The sequence below is a fragment of the Pseudomonas sp. SB113 genome (assembly GCF_040754745.1).
In the GTDB taxonomy this organism is placed as follows: domain Bacteria; phylum Pseudomonadota; class Gammaproteobacteria; order Pseudomonadales; family Pseudomonadaceae; genus Aquipseudomonas; species Aquipseudomonas grimontii.
Genome location: NZ_JBFMHW010000042.1, coordinates 1 through 13,587 on the forward strand (window position 1 = coordinate 1; position 13,587 = coordinate 13,587).

13 protein-coding genes are annotated in these 13,587 nt (G+C 60.2%); 2 read left to right on the forward strand and 11 right to left on the reverse strand.

From position 1 onward, the window contains the following. Nucleotides 1-277 precede the first annotated feature (277 nt). A complete protein-coding gene (locus AB1462_RS30410) occupies nucleotides 278-907 on the forward strand; it encodes a TetR/AcrR family transcriptional regulator (RefSeq protein ID WP_090401584.1) in 630 nt (209 codons plus the stop codon). A gap of 127 nt (nucleotides 908-1,034) precedes the next feature. Here the strand turns inward: AB1462_RS30410 and AB1462_RS30415 are convergent, their stop codons facing one another. The 10 genes from AB1462_RS30415 to argE all read right to left on the reverse strand — a co-directional run bounded on the left by AB1462_RS30415 (nucleotide 1,035) and on the right by argE (nucleotide 11,496). Beyond that, complete coding sequence (locus AB1462_RS30415; RefSeq protein ID WP_003176783.1) at nucleotides 1,035-1,250, reverse strand: molybdopterin-binding protein; 216 nt, start codon at nucleotides 1,248-1,250, stop codon at nucleotides 1,035-1,037. A gap of 28 nt (nucleotides 1,251-1,278) precedes the next feature. After that, on the reverse strand, nucleotides 1,279-2,085 hold the full coding sequence (gene ssuB / locus AB1462_RS30420; protein ID WP_027608400.1) for an aliphatic sulfonates ABC transporter ATP-binding protein: 807 nt from the start codon (nucleotides 2,083-2,085) through the stop codon (nucleotides 1,279-1,281). After that, entirely contained in the window at nucleotides 2,082-2,870 is a 789-nt protein-coding gene (gene ssuC / locus AB1462_RS30425) for an aliphatic sulfonate ABC transporter permease SsuC (RefSeq protein WP_053127863.1), read from the reverse strand. Before ssuC ends, ssuB begins: the two co-directional genes overlap by 4 nt. 9 nt (nucleotides 2,871-2,879) lie before the next feature. Beyond that, nucleotides 2,880-4,028 carry an FMNH2-dependent alkanesulfonate monooxygenase gene (gene ssuD, locus AB1462_RS30430; protein WP_027608398.1) on the reverse strand — a complete coding sequence of 383 codons (1,149 nt, stop codon included), beginning with the start codon at nucleotides 4,026-4,028 and terminating at the stop codon, nucleotides 2,880-2,882. 25 nt (nucleotides 4,029-4,053) lie between these two features. Beyond that, entirely contained in the window at nucleotides 4,054-5,022 is a 969-nt protein-coding gene (locus AB1462_RS30435) for a sulfonate ABC transporter substrate-binding protein (RefSeq protein ID WP_027608397.1), read from the reverse strand. Nucleotides 5,023-5,121: 99 nt separating this feature from the next. Next, complete coding sequence (gene ssuE, locus AB1462_RS30440; protein WP_090401581.1) at nucleotides 5,122-5,715, reverse strand: NADPH-dependent FMN reductase; 594 nt, start codon at nucleotides 5,713-5,715, stop codon at nucleotides 5,122-5,124. 324 nt (nucleotides 5,716-6,039) lie between these two features. Then, nucleotides 6,040-6,678 (reverse strand): peroxiredoxin, encoded by a 639-nt coding sequence (locus AB1462_RS30445; RefSeq protein WP_184745145.1) that lies wholly within the window; start codon nucleotides 6,676-6,678, stop codon nucleotides 6,040-6,042. 276 nt (nucleotides 6,679-6,954) lie between these two features. Next, nucleotides 6,955-8,289, reverse strand: coding sequence for an OprD family porin (locus AB1462_RS30450; protein ID WP_315335337.1), 1,335 nt, complete (start codon nucleotides 8,287-8,289; stop codon nucleotides 6,955-6,957). A gap of 623 nt (nucleotides 8,290-8,912) precedes the next feature. Next, on the reverse strand, nucleotides 8,913-10,214 hold the full coding sequence (gene argA / locus AB1462_RS30455) for an amino-acid N-acetyltransferase (RefSeq protein WP_090401578.1): 1,302 nt from the start codon (nucleotides 10,212-10,214) through the stop codon (nucleotides 8,913-8,915). 133 nt (nucleotides 10,215-10,347) lie between these two features. Continuing rightward, complete coding sequence (gene argE / locus AB1462_RS30460; protein ID WP_367248840.1) at nucleotides 10,348-11,496, reverse strand: acetylornithine deacetylase; 1,149 nt, start codon at nucleotides 11,494-11,496, stop codon at nucleotides 10,348-10,350. Between the two features lie 158 nt (nucleotides 11,497-11,654). Between argE and AB1462_RS30465 the strand changes: the two genes are divergently transcribed. Then, complete coding sequence (locus AB1462_RS30465; RefSeq protein WP_259191725.1) at nucleotides 11,655-13,022, forward strand: CYTH domain-containing protein; 1,368 nt, start codon at nucleotides 11,655-11,657, stop codon at nucleotides 13,020-13,022. Nucleotides 13,023-13,087: 65 nt separating this feature from the next. On the opposite strand, the gene AB1462_RS30470 is transcribed toward AB1462_RS30465, so the two are convergent. Beyond that, nucleotides 13,088-13,558, reverse strand: coding sequence for an Lrp/AsnC family transcriptional regulator (locus AB1462_RS30470; protein ID WP_367248841.1), 471 nt, complete (start codon nucleotides 13,556-13,558; stop codon nucleotides 13,088-13,090). Between the last annotated feature and the right edge of the window lie 29 nt (nucleotides 13,559-13,587).

The window sequence follows — 13,587 nt, forward strand, 5'->3', positions numbered from 1 at the left end:
TCCACAGAGTGTCTGATACACCGCGTTCTTCCTTATTGGGGCTGCTACGCAGCCCTACGCGGGACAAGCCCGCTCGCCACAACAGCCCTATCTGCCGGGCGTTCAGCGTTGAGCCAAAGTTGTGTAGATACCCACGCTTATCGGGGGCAAGCCCCCTCCCACACTTCGAATGTATTCACAGATCAAAAATGTGGGAGGGAGCTTGCCCCCGATGGCGGCCTGGAAGACAACACAGACTCCTACTCATACAATGCCCGCTGCCTTGTAGGAGACTTCCATGCCCACCCGCCCCGCCGCCCCTCGCAAACCCCGTGCCCGCAGCCAGGCGCGGATCGACGCGATTCTCGACGCCGCCCGCACCTTGCTGGCCACCGAAGGCGTGGCCAGTTTGTCGATCTACAGCGTGGCCGGGCGCGCGCAGATTCCGCCGTCATCGGTGTATCACTTTTTCGCCAGCGTGCCGGCGCTCCTGGAGGCACTGACCGCAGATGTCCATGCGGCCTTCCGCTCCGCCATTCAGGCGCCCATCGACCACGATTCACTCAAGCATTGGCGCGACCTGTCCTACATCGTCGAACAGCGCATGCTCATCATCTACAGCAACGACGCCGCCGCGCGGCAGTTGATCCTGGCCCAGCACGGGCTGACCGAGGTGACCCAGGCGGACCGTCAGCATGATCTGGAGCTGGGGGATTTGATGCTGGAAGTGTTCGACCGCCACTTTGAAGTGCCGACGCTGCCCGCCGATGTGGATGTGTTCGCCTTGGCGCTGGAATTAAGCGACCGCGTCTATGCGCGCTCGGTGCATCAGCATGGGCTGATCACGCCGCGAATGGCGGAGGAAGGGATGCGCGTGTTTGATGCGTATGTGGGACTGTATTTACCGGCGTATCTGCCTAAGCGCTGAACCCTGGGTTGGCGGGGGGGCCTCATCGGGAGCAAGCCCCCTCCCACATTTTGAATGTGTTCACAGATCAATATGTGGGAGGGGCGGTGCGACGATTCGACTTGCTCCCGATGACGGTATCAAGTGATCACAACTTGGCGATCGACACCTCAGTCGACTTCACAAAGGCAATCACTTCACTGCCAATCACCAGCTCCAGCTCTTTGACCGAGCGAGTAGTGATCACGGACGTGACGATACCGGACGCGGTCTGCACGTCGATTTCCGACAGCACGTCGCCGACTACGATTTCCTTGATGGTGCCTTTGAACTGGTTACGCACGTTGATGGCTTTAATAGTCATGGTGGACTTCCTTCGTGGGACAAGTGAGTTATTGAGCCCAACGCAATTGCGTAGGCAGCGGTGAAACAGGTTCGGGTTCCGGCGGCGTGCCGGGTAACGACAGCACACGGTTAAGTACTTGCGCTTCCAGCGCGGCCAGGCGATGTGAGCCACGGGCCCGTGGACGCGGCAGGTCGACGATCAGGTCGAGGCCGATTTCGCCGTCTTCGATCAGGATCACCCGGTCGGCAATGGCCACGGCTTCGCTGACGTCATGGGTCACCAGCAACACGGTGAAACCGTGTTTTTGCCAGAGGTTTTCGATCAGTTGCTGCATCTCGATACGGGTCAGGGCGTCCAGGGCGCCCAGCGGTTCGTCGAGCAGCAGCAGACGCGGCTGGTGGATCAAGGCGCGAGCCAACGCCACACGCTGCTTCTGGCCACCGGACAAGGCCGCCGGCCACTCATTGGCACGTTCGGCCAGGCCGACCGCTTCCAGGGCCTCCAAGGCTTTAGGGCGCCAGTTGCCTTTGAGGCCAAGGCCGACGTTGTCGATGATCTTTTTCCACGGCAGCAGGCGCGCTTCCTGGAACATCAACCGTGTGTCTTCAATCGCTTCGCTCAGCGGCGCGGAACCGGCCAGCAGCTCGCCGCCGCTGGCTTTGTCCAGGCCGGCCAACAGGCGCAGCAACGTACTCTTACCGCAGCCACTGCGACCCACCACGGCCACGAACTGGCCCGCCGGAATGTGCAGATCAATTTCCTTGAGCACTTCCCGCGCACCGAAGGCCTTGCGTAATTTGCGCACCGCCAGGGGAATCCCCTTCAGCAGGCGCGGAGGTTGTTGAGCCGTCATGCCGCACCTCCTTTATTGACTTGATACGCCGGGTGCCAACGCAACCAAACACGTTCCAGACCGCGCGCGGCCAAATCGGCCAGCTTGCCGAGGATGGCGTACATCACGATGGCCAACACCACCACGTCGGTTTGCAGGAATTCGCGGGCGTTCATCGCCAGGTAGCCGATACCCGAGCTGGCGGAAATGGTTTCCGCCACGATCAGCGTCAGCCACATAAAGCCCAGGGCAAAGCGCACGCCCACCAGGATCGATGGCAGCGCGCCCGGCAGGATCACTTGCCAGAACAGGCTGAAACCGGACAAGCCATAGCTGCGCGACATTTCTACCAGCGCCGGGTCGACGTTGCGGATGCCGTGGTAGGTGTTGAGGTAGATCGGGAACAGCGTGCCGAGGGCCACCAGGAAAATCTTCGCGGTCTCGTCGATGCCAAACCATAGGATCACCAGCGGAATCAGCGCCAGGTGCGGCACGTTGCGGATCATCTGCACCGAGCTGTCCAGCAGGCGTTCGCCCCACGTCGACAGGCCGGTGATAAACCCCAGCGCCAGGCCGATGCTGCCACCGATCACAAAGCCCAGGCCGGCACGCCAGCCACTGATGGCCAGGTGCGTCCAGATTTCACCGCTGCGCACCAGATTGACCCCGGCCTCAATCACCGCACTGGGCGCCGGCAGGATGCGTGTCGACAACCAGCCCGCCGACACCGACAACTGCCACACCGCCAGCAATAGAATCGGCAGCACCCAGGGCGCCACGCGATGGCTCAATTTTTCAAAATTCATGGCGCCGCCTCAGCTCTGTGACGCAGCTTTGGGAAGGATGTCGTTGGCGACCATCTCACCGAACGGGCTCACGTAACCGGCACTTTTCGGCAACTCCGGACGTTCGATATCCAGGTGCGGGAACAGCAGCTCGGCGACCCGATAGGACTCTTCCAGGTGTGGATAACCGGAGAAGATAAAGGTGTCGATGCCCAGCGCTGCGTACTCCTTGACCCGTTCTGCAACCGTCGGACCATCGCCCACCAGCGCGGTCCCCGCACCGCCACGCACCAGGCCGACGCCGGCCCACAGGTTGGGGCTGACTTCCAGGTTGTCGCGGTTGCCGCCATGCAAGGCCGCCATGCGCTGCTGGCCGACGGAATCGAAGCGCGCCAGGGAAGCCTGGGCACGGGCGATGGTGTCGTCGTCCAGATGGGAGATCAGTTTGTCGGCGGCTTTCCAGGCCTCCTCGTTGGTTTCGCGCACGATCACATGCAGACGAATACCGAAGCGCACGGTGCGCCCGAGCTTCGCCGCCTTGGCCCGCACCTGTTCGATCTTCTCGGCGACTGCAGCCGGTGGCTCGCCCCAGGTCAGCACCATCTCCACTTGTTCGGCGGCCAGGTCCTGAGCCGCTTCGGAGGAACCACCGAAGTACAGCGGCGGGCGTGGCTGCTGGATCGGCGGGTAGAGCAACTTGGCGCCTTTGACGCTGATGTGCTCGCCGTCGTAATCCACGGTTTCGCCTTCCAGCACGCGGCGCCAGATGCGGGTGAATTCCACGGACGCCTGGTAGCGCTCTTCGTGGCTGAGGAACAAGCCATCGCCAGCCAGCTCTTCCGGGTCACCACCGGTCACCAGGTTGAACAACGCACGGCCGCCGGACAGGCGATCCAGGGTCGCGGCCTGACGCGCCGCCACCGTCGGGGAAATAATCCCGGGGCGCAGCGCGACAAGGAATTTCAAACGCTGGGTCACCGGGATCAGCGAGGCGGCCACCAGCCAGGAGTCTTCGCAGGAACGGCCGGTGGGGATCAGCACCCCGCCGAATCCCAGGCGGTCAGCGGCCTGGGCCACTTGCTGCAAATAACCGTGGTCGACGGCACGAGCGCCTTCGGCGGTGCCAAGGTAATGGCCGTCGCCGTGGGTAGGCAGGAACCAGAAAATAGTGAGGCTCATGGAGTTGTCTCCTGAAGAAATCGGATTACGGCGCTTTAGCCACGGCAGCAGGTGGCGTCCAGATCACGTCCTTGATGCTCAAGGGCTTGGGGATCAATTTGAGTTGGTAGAAGCTGTCGGCGATTTTCTGCTGGGCCGCCACCACTTCCGGGGTCAGGAACAGCGCGCCATAGCCCTGGCGTTTCACCGAGGTCAGGGTGATGTCTGCCGGCAGGCCCAGCAGCGGCGCGACTTGCTCGGTGACTTCCTGGGGGTTGGCCTTGGACCACTCGCCCACCGCGCGCACTTCTTCGATCAGCGCCTTGACCACTTCCGGATGCTTTTCGGCGTATGGCTTGGTAGCCAGGTAGAACTGGTGGTTGTCGGCGATGCCGGTGCCGTCACGCAGGGTGCGCGCTTGCAGTTGTTTCTCGGCGGCGGCCTGGTACGGGTCCCAGATCACCCAGGCGTCCACGCTGCCACGCTCGAAGGCGGCACGGGCATCGGCGGGGGGCAGGAACACGGTCTGCACGTCGGTGTATTTCAGGCCGGCATCTTCCAGGGCACGCACCAGCAGGTAGTGCACGTTGGAGCCTTTGTTGAGCACGACTTTCTTGCCCTTGAGCTCGGCCACCGATTTGATCGTCGAGTCTTTCGGCACCAGGATCGCTTCACTGGTCGGCGCTGGCGGCTCGTAGGCCACGTAGAGCAGGTCGGCACCGGCGGCCTGGGCGAAGACCGGCGGGGTTTCGCCGGTGACACCGAAGTCGATGGAGCCGACGTTCAGGCCTTCAAGCAGTTGCGGGCCGCCGGGAAACTCGGTCCATTGCACCTGCACACCTTGGGCGGCCAGGCGTTTTTCCAGGGTGCCCTTGGCCTTGAGCAGCACCAGGGTGCCGTATTTCTGATAACCGATCCGCAAGGTCTCGGCGGCTTGGGCCTGAACGATGGCGCCGAAGGACACAGCCGCAGCAAACAGTGCGACCAGACCACGACGCAAGATGACAGTGCGCATGGCGCTCTCTCCAAATAATGCGATGAGGGGGTTGGCTGCACCTGCTTGGCCGTTGGCGGCTGAGTAAGGTGAGTACATCTATATAGCGGTGAGGCTGACTTAAATGCTCCAGCGAGCACTCAACAAACGTTCATTCAACACATGCGGGTCCAACGGTTTCGGACGACGGGCCATGGCGCCATAAAGCGTCTCCAGGGCCTCGTGCAACCGGTGTTCGAGGACCGGCACCAGTTGCGCCTGGGCACTGCCTTCGCCGTAGGCGATCTGGCTGTCCTCGGCAAAAATCCCGTGGAGCAATTCCTGGGCCTTGAGGGCCGACAACACCGGCTTCAAGGCGTAATCCACCGCCAGCATGTGGGCGATGCTGCCGCCGGTAGCCATCGGCAACACAATCTTGTGGGCCAGGGCGCGCTCGGGCAGCAGGTCGAGCACGGTTTTCAACGCGCCGGAGAACGACGCCTTGTACACCGGCGTGGCGATGACCAAGCCATCCGCGTTAGCCACCTGTTGCAGCAGGTCAATGACCTTGGGGCTGTCGAAGCGTGCATGCAGCAAGTCTTCAGCCGGGAAGTCCCGTATCTGGTAACTCACCACTTCAACGCCTTTGTCTTGCAACCACTGACGGGTTTTTTCCAGCAAGACCCCGGAGCGGGAACGCTGGCTGGGACTGCCTCCAAGTGTTACGACCAACATGCAGGAATTCCTTGAGCAAGTGCCGGCGGTTCGCCGTGTGGCGATGGCGCCAAGATGGAACAGACCTTATCAGCAGATTCATATATCTATAAATCTTATTTTTTCATTTGTTTATTCTTTAAATGCATATGAGATTTATAAGTCGCCAGGCGAAAAAAAAGGCCGTTGAAACGGCCTGAAAACCCCTGCTATGTGATTCGGTTTGCAACTTGAAATGCAGTCAAAACGTGGGAGGGGGCTTGCTCCCGATTACGGTGTTCAGTGACCAACGACTTGGCTGATCCACCGCTATCGGGGGCAAGCCCCCTCCCACAAAGTTATGTGCTAACGATTGGGTTGTGGAGTAAGCCGCAGATACGGCTTCACGGCCCGATAACCCTTGGGAAAGCGCTTCTTGATCTCTTCCTCATCCTTGAGCGACGGCACGATCACCACTTCATCACCGTCCTGCCAGTTGGCGGGGGTGGCGACTTTGTAGTTGTCGGTCAGCTGCAGCGAGTCGATAACCCGCAGGATTTCGTGGAAGTTACGACCGGTGCTGGCCGGGTAGGTGATAGTCAGGCGGATCTTCTTGTTCGGGTCGATCACGAACAAGGACCGTACGGTGAGGGTGTCACTGGCGTTCGGGTGGATCAGGTCATAGAGGTCCGAAACCTTGCGGTCGGCGTCGGCCAGGATCGGAAAGTTGACGACGGTATCCTGGGTTTCGTTGATGTCTTCGATCCACTTGTGGTGCGAATCCACCGGGTCTACCGACAGGGCGATGGCCTTGACGCCGCGCTTGGCGAATTCGTCCTTGAGCTTGGCGGTGAAGCCCAGCTCGGTGGTGCACACCGGGGTGAAGTCGGCCGGGTGGGAAAACAACACACCCCAGCTGTCGCCCAGCCATTCGTGGAAACGAATCTTGCCGGCGCTGGAATCCTGTTCGAAGTCGGGGGCGATGTCGCCCAGTCTTAGGCTCATGGTGTGGCTCCTGGTGAGTGCTTATGGAGCCCACTGTGCATGGATTACGGATTATTTAAAAAGAATAAATATCGATTTATCTAGACGATAAAGGAATATTAAAAATGTGTTCATTGGACGTGGGAAATGGGGAGGCGCACCATCGGTTCCAAGGTTCGAGAAGGCCTTGAGACGCTGTACAAAGAGGGGTTCAGGAAGGGCTTGCGGGGGTTTAGCCCGACTTGAAAGCAAGACACCTTGCCCGGCAGTGCGCCGGGCAAGGTTTTACAGCCAGTCTTACAGGATAGGCAGGGTATAGCTGACGATCAGACGGTTTTCGTCCTGGTTACGCTGAGTAGCCACTTCGGAACGCAGCGAAGCGTTCTTCCAGGCAACGCCCAGGCCTTTGAAGGTACCTTCAGGAACTACGTAGCCCAGGTTGAAGTCACGCTCCCACTCGCCTTTGTCACCGGTGGTAGTCGCTACGTTGTCACCCTTGAGGTACATCACGGAGGTGGTCAGACCTGGCAAGCCGATGGCTGCGAAGTCGTAGGCGTACTGGGCCAACCAGGTACGCTCGCCGGCGCGTTGGAACTTGCCGATCTGCACGTCAGTGATCAGGTAGGACGAAGCACCGTCACCCTGGTTGAGGAACGGAAAGTCACTGGTGCCGTTTACACGCTGGTAGCCTGCGCTGATCGCGTGGCCTTGAAGGGCGTAGGTGAACTTCGCACTCCAAGTACGGTTGTCAACTTCGCCGTTGTTCTGATAGCCAGAAGCGCGGTAGCCGGCAACACGACCTTCCTGGCTGGAGTTCTTGCCATCAGAATCACTGTTGAAGTAACGCAGATCGGTCTTGAACACGCCAACGGGCAATGCCCAGTTGTGGGACAGGCCCAGGAAGTGCTGTTTGTAGAAGTCGGACAGGTTGCCGTAGTAGTACTGGGCAGTCAGGTCCTTGGTGATCTTGTAGTCACCACCGGCGTAGTAGAACTCGTTGCTGCGGGCGTTGGCAGTAGCAGTGCGAGTAGCACCGTTGGAGCCAGCAATGGTCAGCGAGTCGTTGTTCGAAGAGTTACGACCTTTGGCATGTTCCAACTTACCGCCAACCAGTGTCAGGTTGTCGATGTCGTTGGAGGTGATCTGGCCACCTTCGAAGGTTTGCGGCAGCAGACGACCGTCGTTAGAGGTAACGACCGGCAGTTTTGGCTGCAGGGTACCCAGACGCAGTTCAGTCTTGGAGACCTTGACCTTACCGGTCAGGCCTATGCTACCGAAATCGTCCACCGCGCGACCGTCGCTGTCGCTTGGGAACACAATGCCGCCCTTGTTGGCGCTGTTGTTGTTGTAGGCAGTGCCTTTACCGGAGTCCAGTCGCACGCCGTACAGGCCAATTGCGTCAACACCAAAACCGACCGTACCCTGGGTGTAGCCGGAAGCGAAGTTGAAAATGAAGCCTTGGCCCCATTCTTCCTGCTTGTTGGGTTTGGCAGCGCCATCACGGTTATCTTGGTTGATGTAGAAATTGCGTGCAGTAACGCTCGCCTTGCTGTCTTCGATGAAACCGGCAGCGCCTGCTTGCTGAGCGATGACGCCCAAAGCTACAGACAGTGCCAAGGTGGACTTCTTCATGTACCGCTCCTCTCATTTCTAATTTTTGTATTTCTTTGGTCTCGGGTCTGACGCCCTCGATCCACAGATGCGCGATTAGCACCGGATAGTGACTGACAAGTCAATCGTAACCTTGTGTGTCTACTACCTTCGTCTAACCACTGTTGATTTGGTCCCTGCAGGGTAATGAGTTTTTCATACACCCAAAAAGAATTATTTCATTCTTTTTCATACGATTCAGGAATAAGCCTGTCCGTAGTGCGGACAGGCCAGCATAGACCATCCGCTTAACAAGCTAATTCCTAAAGGGTATTTATTAGCGCTTTTTTAGATCGATTAGTGTGGCCGCTCTGCCGCATACGTCACCCACGATCAAAAAGGCGACGCCATCATGGCCAAAGGCACATCCTCTCGTCAATTTGTTACAGTTTTTGTGTCACTAATAGTTTCTTTTGTTGTCCAAGCCGCCCATTCGACGATTCAGGTGGTTGTGGTACGCCCACAATCTATCCATAGCCGCCATCCTGTTATCGGCGTCAGATCAAGAATGCTTAAACTTTAGTCGTGCGTGACGGCACGCCAGATTGGCCTGCGACGCGGGCAGGCTCTTACGCGAGCCTGCCCAGTGACTTGGGGATAGGGCTTTACAAGGCCTTCTCGAAAATCTTCGAGTTACGCTGGTAGTTGTACAGCGAGGCCCGCGCCGAGGGCAGGCGATCAACGCTGCTCGGCACAAAGCCGCGCTCACGGAACCAGTGGGCAGTGCGCGTGGTAAGCACGAACAAGGTCTTCAACCCCTGCGCCCGGGCACGGGTTTCAATTCGCTCCAACAGCTCATCACCGCGCCCGCCGTGGCGGTACTCGGGGTTCACCGCCAGGCACGCCAGTTCACCCGCGTCCGAATCGGCGATCTGATACAACGCTGCACACGCGATGATCATGCCTTCGCGCTCCACCACACTGAACTGCTCGATCTCACGCTCGAGCACTTCCCGTGAACGGCGTACCAGGATGCCTTGCTCTTCCAGCGGGCTGATCAGGTCGAGCAAACCGCCGACGTCTTCAATCGCCGCCTCGCGGACCAGTTCGAACTGCTCCTGGGCCACCAGCGTGCCGCCGCCATCGCGGGTGAATAGTTCAGTGAGCAAGGCGCCATCTTCGGCGTAGCTGACGATGTGGCTGCGCCCTACCCCACCCCGGCAGGCCTGGGCGGCCGCATCGAGCAATTCGGACTGGTAGTTGCTGCTGCCCAGGCGTTGCAGGTGTGCCGGCACTTGTTGCGGGCGCAGTTCGCGCACCAGACGGCCGTTTTCATCGATCAGGCCGAGATCGGCGCCGAACAGCAGCAGCTTGTCGGCCCCCAGGTCGATGGCGGCGCGGGTGGCGACGTCTTCGCAGGCCAGGTTGAAGATTTCACCCGTAGGCGAATAGCCCAGGGGCGACAGCAGCACGATGGAGCGCTCATCCAGCAGACGATTGATGCCCTTGCGATCGACCCGACGCACTTCGCCGGTGTGGTGATAGTCCACGCCTTCGAGCACGCCGATAGGACGCGCGGTCACCAGGTTGCCGCTGGCCACCCGCAGGCGCGAGCCCTGCATCGGCGACGAAGCCATGTCCATCGACAAGCGCGCTTCGATGGCGATACGCAGGTGGCCGACCGCGTCGATCACACACTCCAGCGTCGCGGCATCGGTGATGCGCATGCCTTCGTGGTAAGTCGGGATCAAGCCGCGTGCTTCAAGGCGCGCTTCGATCTGTGGGCGCGAACCGTGCACCAGCACCAGGCGCACGCCCAGGCTGTGGAGCAGCACCAGGTCGTGGACGATATTGCCGAAGTTCGGATGATCCACACCGTCGCCGGGCAACATGACCACAAAGGTGCAGTCGCGGTGGGCGTTGATGTAGGGCGAAGCGTGACGAAGCCAATTAACGTAGTCGGGCATGGAACCTGGGCCTGTAATAAAAAGCAGCCAAAAAAGGATGAGTCGTGAAAACGCACAGCGGGCTGATGGTTATCGTCGGAACAGGCTTGGCGACACGCTCGCTCTCCTTATGTACGAATGGACAGGGGTTAATTTACGCAGGTTTCAGGCAGTAATGTTCGATCAGTTCCCGCAATAGACGCACTGTAGGCGTCAAGCGTGACATTTCGAGGTACTCGCCCGGTTGATGGGCACAGGCGATGTCGCCAGGGCCCAGCACCAGGGTTTCACAACCAAGGCGCTGAAGATAAGGCGCTTCGGTGCCGAACGCTACTGCTTCGGCACGATGACCGGTCAATCGTTCCGCGACCCGCACCAGCTCGGCGTCTTCGGCCTGTTCGAACGGCGGCACTGCGGGGAATAACGGCGCGTAGTCGATCTTGACTTTATGGCGCTCGGCCAGCGGTTCGAGCTTTTGCCGGATCGCCGCACGCAGCACTTCGGGATCCATGCCCGGCAAGGGCCGTAGGTCGAATTCCAGGGAGCACTGGCCGCAGATACGGTTGGGGTTGTCGCCGCCATGGATACAGCCGAAGTTCATGGTCGGTTGCGGCACGCTGAATTGTGTATTGCGGTACTCGCGCTGCCAGGCCAGGCGTAGGCCGCGCAGTTCGCCGATGGCGTCGTGCATGGCTTCGAGGGCGCTGTGGCCCAGGTTTGGATCCGACGAATGGCCGCTTTGGCCGAGAATGTCGATGCGCTCCATCATCACGCCTTTGTGCAGGCGGATCGGCTTGAGCCCGGTTGGTTCGCCGATTACTGCCGCGCGGCCCAATGGGCGACCCGCTTCGGCCAATGCCCGGGCACCGGACATGGAGCTTTCCTCATCGCAGGTGGCGAGGATCAGCAACGGCTGCTTGAACGGCTGATCCAGCAGCGGCAACACCGCTTCAATCGCCAGCGCGAAAAAGCCCTTCATGTCGCAACTGCCCAATCCTACCCAGCGGCCGTCGACTTCCGTCAGCTTGAGCGGATCGGTCTTCCACAGCGCAGCGTCATAAGGAACGGTATCGCTATGGCCGGCCAACACCAGACCGCCGGGGCCAGTACCGAAACTGGCCAGCAGGTTGAATTTGCCGGGGCTGACGGGCTGGATGTCGATGGAAAAACCCAGGTCGCCCAACCAACTGGCGAGCAAATCGATCACGGGGCGGTTGGTCTGGTCGAGAGACGCTTGGGTGCAACTCACCGAAGGCGCTGCAATCAGCGCGGCGAACTGCTCTTTCATGGACGGTAACGGCATGCGCGGTCTCCCTACTTCCCGGACGAGCCCCACTATAGAGGCATCTGCACGACACAATAAACCGTTGCGGCGCGTTGCCGGGCTCAGTCCTGTACACTGCACGACCTTGGCAGCCACTCTTTTTCCCGGCTGCGCTCCCGATCCTGGATTTTCCGGCCATGCAGAAAGAAACCGAAATCAAGCTCCGCGTCAGCCGCGAAACACTCGCCGCGCTGCGTGAGCACCCGTTACTGAAAAAACGCAACAAAAGTGGCTGGGAACGCCGTGAGTTGATGAACCAGTACTTCGACACCCCCGAGCGCGACCTGGCCCAGGCCAAAGTCGCCCTGCGCCTGCGCAAGGACGGTGACGACATTATCCAGACCCTCAAGACCCGTGGCCAAAGCGTCGCCGGTTTGTCGGAACGCAACGAGTACAACTGGGACCTGCCCAAAGCCAAGCTCGACGTGAAGAAACTCGATGGCGAGTGCTGGCCCGAGCAGTTGGCCGAGTTGGACAAAAAGACCCTCAAGCCGATCTTCACCACCGACTTCGTGCGCGAACGCGCCGAAATCGCTTGGGGCCGTGGCAAGGCCAAGGTGGTGATCGAAGCCGCCCTGGACCTGGGCCATGTAGTGGTCGGCAAGCAGAAAGAAGAAATCTGCGAGCTGGAACTGGAACTGCGCGAAGGCGAACCGGCTGCCCTGCTGGAGTTGGCCGCCGAGCTGGCCGCCACCCTCGCACTGATGCCGTGTGACATCAGCAAGGCCGAGCGCGGCTACCGCCTGTACGACGCCAGCAGCTACTCCTTGAGCCTGCCAGCGCCGCAGATCCATGCCGAAATGCCGCTGGACGACGCCTTCGCCGCAATCATGTGGCACCTGCTCGGCAGCAGCCAGCGCCTGGCCGAGCAATACCGCTTCAATGGCCACTGGCGTCTGCTGCAAGACTGGGTCGACAACCTCGGCGAACTGCGCGCCCTGATCGGCAGCCTCGGCCAGGCCGCGCCGCGTCAATCCACCAGCGAACTGCGCAGCGCACTCGATGCACTGCTGGAAGACTGGCGCCCACTGGTCCAGGCCGGCGACGACGACGAAGATATTCGCAAAGCTGCACCCGAGCAGTTCGCCGAAGAGTTGGACGACGTACGCTGGGGCTTGTTCTCGCTGAACACATCCCGCTGGTTGCTGGCCCGCACCTGGACCGCCGACCGCAACGTGCGCGGTAACCGCCAGGGCGCCGCACAAATCACCAACTGGCTGCCGCGCCTGCTGGCCGACGATGCCGTCGCCCTGCAACTGCCGCGCTACCAGCAGCAACCGGAAGACCTGGCAGAGCAACTGCCGCGCATCGAGCGCATCCAGGCCTGGCTGCACCATGCGCGTAACGTGGTGGACATTCCGGAACTGGACCGTTTGTACGGCGAGCTGAACAAGCTGGCGCAACTGGCCAACCAGCCGATCACCGACGAGTCGCTGGATGCGCGTATGCATCAGGCGATTGCGGTGTATCAGAACCGTGCCTGGAAGACCCTGCTGCGCCTGTAATATCGCCATCGGGAGCAAGTCGAATCGTCGCGGTACGACGATCGACTTGCTCCCGATGAGGCCGGTCAGCGCAATACTGGCAGGCTGGTCGTCGACTTGATTTCAGACAGCGCCACAATCGAGTTGACCTCCTGAATCCCGGGCACCATCGACAGCTTCTCGAAGAAAAACCGCTCGTACGCCTCAATGTCCGAGGTCACGATGCGCAGCAGAAAATCCACCGCCCCCATCAGCACATAACACTCCAAGACTTCCGGAAACCCGCGAATCGCTTCGGTGAACTCGGTGAAGTTGGATCGGCCGTGGGCGTTGAGTTTGACCTCGGCGAAGATCTGCGTATTGAGGCCGATTTTCTTGCGATCCAGCAGGGTGACCTGGCCGCGAATCACCCCCTCCTCCTTGAGCCGCTGGATACGCCGCCAGCACGGCGACTGGGACAGGCCGACCTGTTCGGCGATCTGCGCGCTCGACAGCGAGGCGTCCTCTTGCAGCAGGGCCAGGATGCGACGGTCGTAGACGTCCAAGTCGCTGTGCATATAAATACCTTTAATTCTGATTATTCTGA

Coding starts and splice junctions, on each gene's coding strand:
- AB1462_RS30450 (WP_315335337.1), bottom strand. CDS start 8,289: ATGAAGAAGTCCACCTTGGCACTGTCTGTAGCTTTGGGCGTCATCGCT.
- ssuE (WP_090401581.1), bottom strand. CDS start 5,715: ATGTTGGTCGTAACACTTGGAGGCAGTCCCAGCCAGCGTTCCCGCTCC.
- AB1462_RS30410 (WP_090401584.1), top strand. CDS start 278: ATGCCCACCCGCCCCGCCGCCCCTCGCAAACCCCGTGCCCGCAGCCAG.
- argE (WP_367248840.1), bottom strand. CDS start 11,496: ATGCCGTTACCGTCCATGAAAGAGCAGTTCGCCGCGCTGATTGCAGCG.
- argA (WP_090401578.1), bottom strand. CDS start 10,214: ATGCCCGACTACGTTAATTGGCTTCGTCACGCTTCGCCCTACATCAAC.
- ssuD (WP_027608398.1), bottom strand. CDS start 4,028: ATGAGCCTCACTATTTTCTGGTTCCTGCCTACCCACGGCGACGGCCAT.
- AB1462_RS30415 (WP_003176783.1), bottom strand. CDS start 1,250: ATGACTATTAAAGCCATCAACGTGCGTAACCAGTTCAAAGGCACCATC.
- AB1462_RS30465 (WP_259191725.1), top strand. CDS start 11,655: ATGCAGAAAGAAACCGAAATCAAGCTCCGCGTCAGCCGCGAAACACTC.
- ssuC (WP_053127863.1), bottom strand. CDS start 2,870: ATGAATTTTGAAAAATTGAGCCATCGCGTGGCGCCCTGGGTGCTGCCG.
- AB1462_RS30445 (WP_184745145.1), bottom strand. CDS start 6,678: ATGAGCCTAAGACTGGGCGACATCGCCCCCGACTTCGAACAGGATTCC.
- AB1462_RS30435 (WP_027608397.1), bottom strand. CDS start 5,022: ATGCGCACTGTCATCTTGCGTCGTGGTCTGGTCGCACTGTTTGCTGCG.
- ssuB (WP_027608400.1), bottom strand. CDS start 2,085: ATGACGGCTCAACAACCTCCGCGCCTGCTGAAGGGGATTCCCCTGGCG.
- AB1462_RS30470 (WP_367248841.1), bottom strand. CDS start 13,558: ATGCACAGCGACTTGGACGTCTACGACCGTCGCATCCTGGCCCTGCTG.